General features: G+C 74.8%; 10 protein-coding genes and 1 pseudogene. 5 read left to right on the forward strand and 6 right to left on the reverse strand.

Annotation, left to right across the window (positions count from 1 at the left end; genetic code table 11):
• Positions 1-182: 182 nt before the first annotated feature.
• On the reverse strand, positions 183-785 hold the full coding sequence (locus ACLU3S_RS33015; RefSeq protein WP_413955673.1) for a flavin reductase family protein: 603 nt from the start codon (positions 783-785) through the stop codon (positions 183-185).
• Positions 786-1054: 269 nt separating this feature from the next.
• On the opposite strand from ACLU3S_RS33015, the gene ACLU3S_RS33020 reads away from it, so the two are divergent.
• Positions 1055-2020 carry a hypothetical protein gene (locus tag ACLU3S_RS33020; RefSeq protein ID WP_413955664.1) on the forward strand — a complete coding sequence of 322 codons (966 nt, stop codon included), beginning with the start codon at positions 1055-1057 and terminating at the stop codon, positions 2018-2020.
• A 14-nt stretch (positions 2021-2034) separates the two neighbouring features.
• Here the strand turns inward: ACLU3S_RS33020 and ACLU3S_RS33025 are convergent, their stop codons facing one another.
• The 3 genes from ACLU3S_RS33025 to ACLU3S_RS33035 all read right to left on the reverse strand — a co-directional run bounded on the left by ACLU3S_RS33025 (position 2035) and on the right by ACLU3S_RS33035 (position 6319).
• Positions 2035-2826 carry an enoyl-CoA hydratase/isomerase family protein gene (locus tag ACLU3S_RS33025; RefSeq protein ID WP_413955665.1) on the reverse strand — a complete coding sequence of 264 codons (792 nt, stop codon included), beginning with the start codon at positions 2824-2826 and terminating at the stop codon, positions 2035-2037.
• On the reverse strand, positions 2817-5036 hold the full coding sequence (locus ACLU3S_RS33030; protein WP_413955666.1) for an acetate--CoA ligase family protein: 2220 nt from the start codon (positions 5034-5036) through the stop codon (positions 2817-2819). Before ACLU3S_RS33030 ends, ACLU3S_RS33025 begins: the two co-directional genes overlap by 10 nt.
• A 95-nt stretch (positions 5037-5131) precedes the next feature.
• Positions 5132-6319 carry a flavin-containing monooxygenase gene (locus ACLU3S_RS33035; protein WP_413955667.1) on the reverse strand — a complete coding sequence of 396 codons (1188 nt, stop codon included), beginning with the start codon at positions 6317-6319 and terminating at the stop codon, positions 5132-5134.
• Between the two features lie 298 nt (positions 6320-6617).
• On the opposite strand from ACLU3S_RS33035, the gene ACLU3S_RS33040 reads away from it, so the two are divergent.
• The 3 genes and pseudogenes from ACLU3S_RS33040 to ACLU3S_RS33050 all read left to right on the forward strand — a co-directional run.
• Entirely contained in the window at positions 6618-7070 is a 453-nt protein-coding gene (locus ACLU3S_RS33040) for a DoxX family protein (protein WP_413955668.1), read from the forward strand.
• Between the two features lie 23 nt (positions 7071-7093).
• Entirely contained in the window at positions 7094-7501 is a 408-nt protein-coding gene (locus tag ACLU3S_RS33045) for a Zn-ribbon domain-containing OB-fold protein (RefSeq protein WP_413955669.1), read from the forward strand.
• 49 nt (positions 7502-7550) lie between these two features.
• A pseudogene (locus ACLU3S_RS33050) lies at positions 7551-7658 on the forward strand (GNAT family N-acetyltransferase); the annotation flags it as partial.
• A 16-nt stretch (positions 7659-7674) separates the two neighbouring features.
• Here the strand turns inward: ACLU3S_RS33050 and ACLU3S_RS33055 are convergent.
• Positions 7675-8343 (reverse strand): pyridoxal 5'-phosphate synthase, encoded by a 669-nt coding sequence (locus tag ACLU3S_RS33055; protein ID WP_413955670.1) that lies wholly within the window; start codon positions 8341-8343, stop codon positions 7675-7677.
• 304 nt (positions 8344-8647) lie between these two features.
• Positions 8648-9817, reverse strand: coding sequence for a thiolase C-terminal domain-containing protein (locus ACLU3S_RS33060; RefSeq protein ID WP_413955671.1), 1170 nt, complete (start codon positions 9815-9817; stop codon positions 8648-8650).
• 76 nt (positions 9818-9893) lie between these two features.
• Here ACLU3S_RS33060 and ACLU3S_RS33065 point away from each other — a divergent pair.
• Positions 9894-10293 (forward strand): acyl-CoA dehydrogenase family protein (locus tag ACLU3S_RS33065; protein ID WP_413955672.1); only part of this gene is annotated, 400 nt, incomplete at its 3' end.

Consider the following 10293-nt stretch of genomic DNA (forward strand, 5'->3'; position numbering starts at 1 on the left):
CCGCCGACCGTCCGGTGGCGGTGATCGGCGGGGCAGGTGAAACCCGCGGGTCGCCGAACCGCCCGGCGTGCACCCGCCCGAACCCGTCGCCCGGCCGCGCGTCGGGCCGCGCGGCGCGTGGCCGGGCCGGACCTGGTGCCGTGCCGGGCGTCTCGAGCCGGTGAACCTTTCCGGTGGCAGCACTAGCGGGCGCCGAGGCGGCCGAAGCGGCCGCGGTGGAAGAGCAGCGGATCGCTGTCCTCGCACGCGCCGAGGGCCGCCACCCGGCCCACCACGACGAGGTGGTCGCCCCCGGGGTGCACGGCGTGGACGGCGCAGTCGATCCAGGCGGCGGCGCCGGCCAGGCGCGGCGACCCGGAGGCGGGCGCCGCGTCGTACGCCACCCCCGCGAACTTGTCGGCGCCGCTCACCGCGAAGGCCCGGCACAGCTCGTCCTGTCCGGCGCCGAGCACGTTGACGCAGAAGACGCCCGCGCGGGCGATGCGCGGCCAGGTGGTGGACGTGCGGCCCACCATGAAGCAGACGAGGGGCGGGTCCAGGGAGAGCGAGGAGAAGGCCTGGCAGGCGAAACCGGCGGGACCGGGTTCGCCCTCGGCGGCCGGCGCCGTGATCACGGTCACGCCGCTCGCGAAGCTCCCGAGCACCCGCCGGAACTCCCCCGGCTGCACCGGCGCCCGCTCGTCCTCCCGCACGCACCGCAACTCCGGACGCGGCAGAGGCTCCGCCGGCCCGCGCGCCGGCCCCAGATATCGGACGGCGGCGGCGGCCGCCCCGGCGTGTCCCATCATTCCCTCATTGAAGCTGACGGTGCGTCAGACAGGAAGGGCCGGAGCCGCCTCTTCTCGGTGACGGACCGGAGCCGGGGCACGGCGATTGATCACGACACGGCTTCCGCACCCTCGCCGAGCGCCGCGGCACGGCCTTCGAGCGTCCCCGCCCGGACATCCCGCTCCGCGTCCCGCCTCTCCCCGCCCGCCGCACGCCGCCTGCCAGTAAGGGTCCCGGGCCGCCCCGGCGTCGTCCCCGTCCCCGCCTGTCCTTACGCTGTGCGGCCATGGGGTGGGGAAACGCGCGCGAGCAGCGCATACGCGAGCAACACACGGACGAGCAGGGCCGGAGAACGGGGCCGGCCCTGTGGTCGGCCACCGATCTGGGGGCGGCCGCGTCCGTCGGCGGGGCGCAGCTTCCGGCGGCCGGGCTGCTGTGGTGGATCGACGCCGCCACGACCAAGGACGACTACGGCGCGGGCAGCGGCGGAGCCCTCGGCGCGCTGTGCGTGCTCCTCTTCGCGCCGCTGCTGCTGCCGCTGCTGGGCATGGTGGTGACGTTCGCGCTCACCCTTCCCTCGGTGGTCCTCGCCCGGCTCGCCGTCCGCCGGCTCGGGGGACCCGCCTGGGTCTGGCACCTGCTCGCCCCGGCGGCTCCGGCCGCCGTCTGGGGCGCGCTGACGGCCCCCCTCTGGCCGCTCGGCACCTCCGTCCCGGTCCTCGCGGCGCTGGGCCTGCTGCCCACCCTCTGGGTCGGGCTCGCGCGCCGGCGGGCCTGGCGGCCGTGGGGTGTGTGGTGGCGCGCGGCGCTCGGCTCGGCCGTCCTCTTCGCGGCGGCCCTGGGCGGCGGCATCCTCGCCACCGAGACGGGCCTGATCCAGCAGTACGAGCCCCCGAAGCTGAGCACCGGCCGGCTCGCCGGGGTCTGGCGCGGCCCGAACGGGGCCGAGCTGCGGCTGAGCGCCGACGGCCGGGCGCGGGCGGTACGGCTGCCCGCCGAGCCCCTGGGCGACGACTGGCTGGAGAAGGACTTCGTGACCTGCGAAGGCAGTGGCGACTGGCGGGCCGAGCACCGCACCGACCTGGGCCGGGACGGCATCCGGCTCCGGCTGGACGGCGACTGCGGTGAGGACACCGACTGGTCCTTCGGCGGCAGCGAGGACGCCCCCGAACTGTTCGTCCTCTTCGGCGACCCGGACGCCGGCACCCTGCGCATCCTCAGGCCGGCCGAGGGCGGCTCCGCCCCGGGGTAAGGGGCGACCGCGTCTCACCGCCCCCGGAACGTCGGGCTTCTGCGCTCCACGAACGCCCGCAGGCCCTCCCCGGCGTCCTCCGTGGTCAGGTTGATCTCCTGGGCCCACGCCTCCGCCGCGAAGGCGGCGGCACGGTCGGCCCCCAGCGAGGCGTTCACCAGCTGCTTGGTCAGCGCCAGGGACCGGGTCGGGCCGGACGCCAGCCGGGCCGCCCACGCACGGGCGGTCCGCTCCAGCTCGCCGTCCGTGACGACCCGGTTGACCAGACCCAGCCGCTGCGCCTCAGCCGCCGGGAGCGCGTCTCCGAAGAACATCAACTCCTTGGCCCGCTGCGGCCCGACCAGTTGGGGCAGCAGATGGGCGCCGCCGGCGTCCGGCACGAGCCCGCGCCGCACGAACACCTCGATGAAGCGCGCCGACTCGGCGGCCAGCACCAGGTCGCAGGCGAACGCGAGATGCGCGCCCAGCCCGGCCGCCGTGCCGTTCACCGCGCCGACGACGGGCTTCTCGCAGTCCAGCACGGCCGCGATCAGCCGCTGGGCGCCGAGCCGCACCGTCCGCGCGACGTCGCCGGCGACGCGCTCCCCCTCGGCGGCGCCGCCCCGCAGATCCGCGCCCGCACAGAACCCGCGCCCCGTCCCCGTGAGGACGACGGCCCGCACCCGCGGATCGGCGGACGCCTCCTCCAGCAGCGCGACGAGCCGGTCCCGCAGCGCGGGCGTGAGGGCGCCCAGCGCCTTCGGCCGGTCGATCGTGAGGTACGAGACCTGCTCGCGCACCTCGTGGCGGATGCCGCTCACCGGCACACCACCAGCGCGTCCAGCGCCACCGCACCCTGGCCGCGGGGCAGCACCAGCAGCGGGTTGATGTCCAACTCGGCGATGTGCTCGCCCAGTTCCATGGCCATGCGCTGGACGCGCAGGACGACCTCCACCAGGGCGTCCCGGTCGGCCGGCGGGCGGCCCCGGACCCCGTCCAGCAGGGCCCGGCCGCGCAGCTCGGCGAGCATGTCTTGGGCCTGCTCCTCGCCGAACGGCGGCACCCGCACCGCCGTGTCGCGCAGCACCTCCACCAGCACCCCGCCGAGCCCCGCGGTCACGGTCGGCCCGAACAGCGCGTCGTGCGTGACGCCGACGACCATCTCCACGCCCTGCTGGACCATCTGGCACACCAGGACACCGTCCAGCGAGACGCCCTCGTACCGGGCGATGTCGGTCAGCTCCCGGTAGGCGTCCCTGACCTGGCTCGCCGAGGTCAGCCCGATCCTCACCAGGCCCAGTTCGCTCTTGTGGGCGATCCGCGCGCCGGACGCCTTCATCACCACCGGATAGCCGACCTGCGCCGCCGCGCGCACGGCCGCCGCGGCACTGGTCACCAGCTGCTCGCGCGGCACCCGGATGCCGTAGGCGCGCAGCAGTTGCTTGGCCGCGTGCTCGCTGAGCTGCTGCCCGGGCCGCATCAGGTCGCGGGCCTTGCGGAAGGAGGGCGAGGGGGTGCGCGGGGCCGCGTCGAAGGGGGAGCGGTAGTCGCGCACGAAGCGGTGGTGGTCCAGCCAGGCGCGCACGGCGGTGAGGCAGTTGCCGACGGTGCGGAAGGTGGCCACGCGGGAGGAGCCCAGCAGGACGTCCCGGTAGGCGGCCTCGGTGCCGACCGGTGAGCCCCACACCACGCACACCAGCTTGTCGGTCTCCTCGGCGGCCGTCACCAGATCCCGCACGAGCCGGTCGCTGAGCGGCGGGAACGGCCCGGTGACGGGGCACACCAGCACGCCGACCTGCGGATCGGCCAGGATCGCGTCGATGATCCGCCGGCCGCGCCAGTCGCCGACCGGATGCCCGCCGTTGTCCACCGGGTTGGCGACGCTCAGGTACTGCGGTATCCACTGGTGCAGCTCGGCCTGCTTCTCCGGGGAGAGCCGCGGCAGCCTGAGGCCGGCCGCGGCGGCGAGGTCAGCGACATGTGCGCCGGTGCCGCCGGAGATGGAGCAGACGGCGACCCCGTCGGCCAGCGGCGCCCGGGCGCGCGCCAGCAGGGCCGCGGTGTCCTGCAGTTCGTCGAGGCCGTCGACGCGGATCACGCCGTACTGGCGCATGGCCGCGTCCACCACGTCGTCGGCGCCCGTGAGCTTGCCGGTGTGCGAGGCCGCCGTACGCGCCCCGGCCTCGGTGCGGCCCACCTTCACGGCGACCACCGGCACCCGGCGGCGGGCCGCGCGGTCGGCCGCCAGCAGAAACGCCCGGCCGTCCTTCAGGCCCTCCACGTAGGCGGCGATGGCGCCGACCTCGGGCTGCTCGGCGAACCAGGAGATGAAGTCGGCGCTCTCCAGGTCGGCCTCGTTGCCGGTGGGTGCCCAGTGCGAGAGCCGGACGCCCAGCTCCTGCAGGGCGAACACGGGCCGGCCCTGGTGGCCCGACTGCGTGATCAGCGCGATCGCCGGCCCGTCCAGGTCGTCCCGGAACCGCTCGAAGGCGTTGAGGTTGGTGTTCGGGCCGAGCAGCCGCAGCCCGGACCGCCGTACGGCCTCGGCCAGCCGCTGCTGCGCCGCCGCACCCTCCTGGCCGGTCTCGGCGAACCCGGAGGCGAAGACGACGGCGAACCGGACCTTGGCCTCGGCGAGTTCCTCGATCACCGGCAGTGGATCGGCGACCAGGAGCACCGCCAGGTCGACCTGCTCGGGCAGGTCGGCGACGGACGCTCGGCAGGGGATGCCGAAGACGGACGGCCGGGCCCGATGCACCGGGTGCACCCGCGCGCCGACCCGCTCGGCCCACGCCAGCAGCTGCCGGGTGATCCCGGTGTTGGGCCGCCCCTCGGTGTCGGAGGCGCCGATCACGGCGAGTGACCCGGGCCGGAAGAACCGGGCCAGATCCGGGACGTCCGCGGACAGCGGCCGCCCGCTCACATCCAGGTCGTCGACCCGGTCGTGGACGGCGGGACCGGGCCGCTGCTCACCGCAGGCGATGACCCGGGCCCGGCGGGAGTCGGTGGTGAGGGTGCCGTGGGTTGATCCAAGCATCGTTCCGCCCGCTCCTGTGAGACAGCACAAGTAAACTGACGCTCTGTCAGATTACAAATCCGATGCCTCGTCAGGAACCGTTGGAACGGCCAAAGTTACCGCCGGGTGTGCAGCTCCCCGGCCAGGTGCTTCGCGATCTTCCGGGCGTCGAGCGCCAGTTCCCGGAGCATCCCGCTGATCGGGTTGGTGTACCCGGTGAAGTACAGGCCCGGCGCCTCGCGCGGCGCACGGCCGCCGTGCGCCACCGGCCTGCCGCGCTCGTCGAGCACCCCGAGATGCCCGACCAGACCCTCCAGCGCCCGGACGTAGCCGGTCGCCGCGATCACGGTGTCCGGTGCGATCCGGCTGCCGTCCGCGAGCACCACCTTGCCGTCCTCGAACCCCTCGACGGCGGCCACGATCTCGACCCTGCCCGTGCGCACGGCGTCGATGAGGCCGACGTCCTGCACGGGGATGGCGCCCTCGCGGACCCTGCTGTAGAGCCCGGTCCCGGGGCGCGGCAGCCCGTGCGCGGACAGGTCGGGCGTGCTCGCCCTCGCGAGCGGCCTGGCCAGCCGGTCGACGAGCCGCACCGGCAGCCGCCGCACCAGGACGCCCGTGTACTGGGCCGCCCATCCGGCGGTCGAGCGGCGCACGATGTGCGGGGCGGTGCGGACGGCCAGCCGCACCCGCGCGGCCCCGCCCTCCACCAGGTCGACGGCGATCTCGGCGCCGGTGTTGCCGATGCCGACGACCAGCACGTCCCGGCCGGCGTACGGCTCGGCGTTGCGGTAGGCGGCGGCGTGCAGGAACTCCCCGCCGTACTCCGCGAGTCCCGGCCAGTCGGGGACGCGCGGGGTGTGGTTGAAGCCGGTGGCGACGACCACCGCGCTGCCGGTCAGCTGCCGGCCGCCGGAGGCGTGCAGCAGCCAGCCCGTGCCGTCCTCGGCCCGCTCGACGCGGTGCACCTCCACGCCGGTGGCGATCTCGAGCGCGTGGTGCTCGGCGTACTTCTCGAGATAGCGCACCACGTTGTCGCGGGACACCCAGCGGCCGAACCGGCGGGGCATCGCGAGGCCCGGCAGCGCGGACAGCCGGCGGGTGGTGTGCAGATGGAGCCGGTCGTAGTGGCGCCGCCAGGAGGCCCCGACCCCGTCGGTCTTCTCCAGCACCACCGCCCGTATGCCCCGCTCCCCCAGCGCGTGGGCGGCGGCCAGGCCGCCCGGACCGGCGCCGATCACGTACACCGGACGGTCGGCGGGGGTCGGGGAGGGGCGCGCGGGGGCGGAACGGGTGTCGGCCATGTTCGGGAGCGTAACCACGCACCCGCTTGATGGGTCTCAGTCAAGACCGGAATTGGTTGCGGATTGATCACGGGTGTGCGGGTACGGTGCACGGTTGCCCGCGGCGCTGTGACGGTTCTTGCGCCGACGTCGATGCCGGCGGGACTAGGCCGTGGTCGCGGCCCATCGCGGCAGTGGTGCGCGGGGCCCGCCCGGTGCGGGTCGCTTCCGGCCGGGCGCGCGGTGCACGCGCCCCTTTCGGGACGCTCCTGTGACGGAGGGCTCGGCAGGCACGGCCATCTGACGTATCGTCAGATTCATGGACTCGATATGGCTCGACGGCGCGGAGTGGCTCGCGGTGCTGCGCATGGGGCTCGGCCTGTGGTGGCTGGAGAGCTGGCGGCACAAGGACAAGAAGGCCTGGTTCGAGCGCGGGAGCGGCATCGCGTGGGCGGCGGACGTGGCGGCACGGCACCGGTGGGCGCCGGTCCGGGCGGGCTTCGACGCGGTGGTCAGGCCGCACCCGAGGCTGATGGCCCACATCGTGGTTTACGCCGAACTCGCCCTCGGCCTGGGCCTGGTCCTCGGCTTCCTCGCCCCGGTCGCCCTGCTCGGCGGGCTGCTCCTCAACGCGGTCTACTTCGTCCTCATGATCCACGACTGGGCGGAGCAGGGCCAGAACTCGATGATGGCGCTGATCTCACTGGTCGGCCTCTTCGGCATGTCCTGGCAGGCGTGGTCCCTGGACGCATGGCTGGGGTGGTTCCGATGACTCCGACGACTCCGGTGACTCCGATGACCACCGCCCGTCACGACGTCCCGGACGCCGACCCCTTCACCCGCCCCTACTGGGAGGCGGCGGAGCGCGGCCGTCTGCTGATCCGCCGCTGCGCAGGCTGCGGACGGGCCCACCACTACCCCCGCGAGTTCTGCCCGCACTGCTGGGGCGAGGACGTCCGCTGGGAGGAGGCGAGCGGCCGGGCCACCCTCTACACGTGGTCCACCGTCCACCGCAACGACCTGCCCCCCTTCCGCGACCGCACCCCGTACGTCGCCGCCGTCGTCGACCTGGCCGAGGGCCCCCGGATGATGACGGAACTGGTGGAGTGCGCGCCGGACGGCCTCTGGGCCGGGATGCCCCTGCGCGTCACGTACCGGGACGGAAAACCGGTGTTCCGGCCGGGGGGCCGCGCCGGATCATGACCGCATGAGCCCTGCGACCTGGCACCTGACCGAAGACCTCGATGTCCCGGAGATCCTCCTCTTCACCGATCTCGACAACCCCACGAGCAACGGCCTCTACCGGCGCATCGGCTACCGGCCGGTCGCCGACTTCACCGTGTGGGAGTTCGGGGCGTGACGCGGGGGCACCCCGGTCACGGCCACAGCAGCCCCCTGCTCCAGCCGAACCCCGTGCTGCGGTACTCCAGGCGGATGTGACGCCGGTGCGGGTCGCCCTGGAAGAACTCCACCGTGTCGGGGCGCAGCCGGTAGAGGGTCCAGGTGGGGGACGGCTCGGCGGGGTTGTCGCGGGCCCTCTCCCAGGCCGCCTCGGAGGCCCGGTGCAGCTCCTCCACCGAGGGCAGCTCCTCGCTCTGCCGCCCGGTGAGCGCCGCCGCCAGCGCGGCCGTCGACCGGGCGTGCAGATCGGCCTGGCTCTCCTGGGACGGCGCGGACAGCACCGGGCCGCGCACCCGCACCTGCCGGCCCAGCACCGGCCAGTAGAAGGCCAGGGCCGCGTACGGGTGCGCGCTCAGCGCCCGGCCCTTGCGGCTCGTGGCATGGGTGGCGAACGACCAGCCGTCCGGGTCCGCGCCGTGCAGCATCACGATCCGCACGTCCGGTCTGCCCTCCTCGTCCACTGTGGCCAGCGACATCGTGTGCGGCTCCGGCTGCCCGGCGTCCACCGCCTGCGCGAACCAGCTCGTGAACAGCGACAGCGGGGTCGGCGGCGCCGTCTGCGGATCGAAGGGCGGCAGCCGTGTCACCTCCGGTGACCAGACGCGCTGGGCCTTGAGCAGTTCGTACAGATCCGTCTGTGCCATGAGCCGAGTATCCCGGCCGGGCGGAACCCGCAGGCCACCGGGCATTCGGCGGCGCCCGCCCCGGCTCACCCGTTCGGCCCGCCCGGCGCGCGCGAGCGCCTACGGGTGCGGCGGCCCCGGGCCGCGCTCAGGCTGGGACCGTGGGCGACAAAACCGGCGGTGAGGACGTGGTCGTGACGGTGGTGTCGATGCCGGAGGGCACCAGCGCGCGCACGGACGTGACCCAGGCCCGCCACCGGCTACGTGCTGCACCGCACCCGCATCTGGCGCGGGCTGCGCGGGGACGAGTAGCGGGGTCCGGAGGTCATCGGCCCAGCACCACCGTCCCCGAGGAGCAGAACCAGCCCCCGGTGCCCGAGGCCACCGCGAGCCGCGGCAGCCCTCCGTCCCGGCCGTGCACCTGCCGCTCCCCGGCCTCCCCGCGCAGCTGCCGTACCGCCTCCACCAGCAGGAACAGGCCGCGCATCCCGGGGTGCTGGGCCGACAGGCCGCCGCCGTCGGTGTTCACCGGGAGATCCCCGCCGCGCACCAGCAGGCGCCCCCTCTCCACGAAGGCGCCGCCCTCGCCCTTGCCGCAGAAACCCAGGTCCTCCAGGGTCACCAGGGTCATGTAGGTGAAGGCGTCGTAGATCTCCGCGAAGTCGATCTCGGCCGGGCGCACCCCGGCCCGCTCGAAGGCGAGGCGCCCGCTGACCGCCGCCGGGGACACCGTGAAGTCGGGCCACTCGGACATCGCCGCGTGCGAGACGTGCTCGCCGGTGCCGAGGACCCAGACGGGGGCCGTGCGGCTGTCCCGCGCGCACTCCTCGGCCGCCAGGAGCACCGCCGCGCCGCCGTCGGAGCGGATGCAGCAGTGCAGCTTGGTGAAGGGGTCGGCGACCGGCGGGCCGGAGAGGACGTCGTCGACGGTGATCGGGCCCCGGAACATCGCCTCGGGGTTGAGGGCCGCGTTCGCCCGGGCCTGGACGGCGACCTGCGCCAACTGCTCGATCGTCGTGCCGTGTTCGATCATGTGGCGGCGGGCGGCCATCGCGTACTTGGCGATCAGCGTGTGGCCGTAGGGCACCTCGAACTGCAGCGGGCCCCGCGCGCCGAAGGACAGGTCGCCCGTCCTGCGGCCCGCCCTGATGTCCGCGCGGGCCGTCGAGCCGTAGACCAGCAGGACCGCGTTCGCGTGGCCCGCCGCGATCGCGTCCGCCGCGTGGGCCGCCATGACCTCCCAGGTCGAGCCGCCGACGGAGGTGGAGTCCACCCAGGTGGGGCGCAGGCCCAGATACTCGGCGACCTCGACGGGGGCCAGGGTGCCGAGACCCGCGGAGGCGAACCCGTCGACCACCGCGCGGTCCAGTCCCGCGTCGGCGAGGGCCCGCCGGGCCGCCTGGGCGTGCAGGGCGTACGCCGTCGCGCCGTCCACGCGCCCGCAGTCGGACAGGGCCACGCCGACCACGGCGACTTTCCGGCTCCCGGCAGTCATGGCAGGGCTCCTCCCCCTGGGCATATCATTTCGGCACTCCTAATATGACGGTCCGTCAGATGCGGAGGGAAGAGCCATGGACACCCGCCTCACCGCCGAGCAGGACGAGATCCGTCGCACCCTGCGCGAGCTGCTGCACAAGCGCTGCGGCTCCGCCGAACTGCGGGCCGCCGTCGAGAGCCCGGCCGGGTACGACCCCGCGCTGTGGTCCGCCCTGGCCGGCCGGCTGGGCCTGCCGGGGCTCGCCCTGCCCGAGCGGTACGGCGGCGTCGGGTGCTCGGTCACCGAACTGGCCCTCGCCTGCGAGGAGACCGGACGCGCCCTGGCTCCCTCCCCGCTGCTCGCCACGTCCGCGCTCGCCGCACCGCTGGTCCTCGCCCTCGGCGCCGAGGCCCAGCGCTCCCGGCTGCTGCCCCGGCTGGCCGACGGCACCCTCACCGCCGCCCTGGCCGTCCCCGGGCCCGCCCTCACCACGG

It is taken from the genome of Streptomyces sp. AF1A (genome assembly GCF_047340315.1).
In the GTDB taxonomy this organism is placed as follows: Bacteria; Actinomycetota; Actinomycetes; order Streptomycetales; family Streptomycetaceae; genus Streptomyces.

Bases quoted from the DNA above. Each gene is read 5' to 3' on its own strand.
- ACLU3S_RS33045 (WP_413955669.1), top strand. From the start codon at position 7,094: ATGACCACCGCCCGTCACGACGTCCCGGACGCCGACCCCTTCACCCGC.
- ACLU3S_RS33020 (WP_413955664.1), top strand. From the start codon at position 1,055: ATGGGGTGGGGAAACGCGCGCGAGCAGCGCATACGCGAGCAACACACG.
- ACLU3S_RS33015 (WP_413955673.1), bottom strand. From the start codon at position 785: ATGGGACACGCCGGGGCGGCCGCCGCCGCCGTCCGATATCTGGGGCCG.
- ACLU3S_RS33055 (WP_413955670.1), bottom strand. From the start codon at position 8,343: ATGGCACAGACGGATCTGTACGAACTGCTCAAGGCCCAGCGCGTCTGG.
- ACLU3S_RS33035 (WP_413955667.1), bottom strand. From the start codon at position 6,319: ATGGCCGACACCCGTTCCGCCCCCGCGCGCCCCTCCCCGACCCCCGCC.
- ACLU3S_RS33030 (WP_413955666.1), bottom strand. From the start codon at position 5,036: ATGCTTGGATCAACCCACGGCACCCTCACCACCGACTCCCGCCGGGCC.
- ACLU3S_RS33040 (WP_413955668.1), top strand. From the start codon at position 6,618: ATGGACTCGATATGGCTCGACGGCGCGGAGTGGCTCGCGGTGCTGCGC.
- ACLU3S_RS33060 (WP_413955671.1), bottom strand. From the start codon at position 9,817: ATGACTGCCGGGAGCCGGAAAGTCGCCGTGGTCGGCGTGGCCCTGTCC.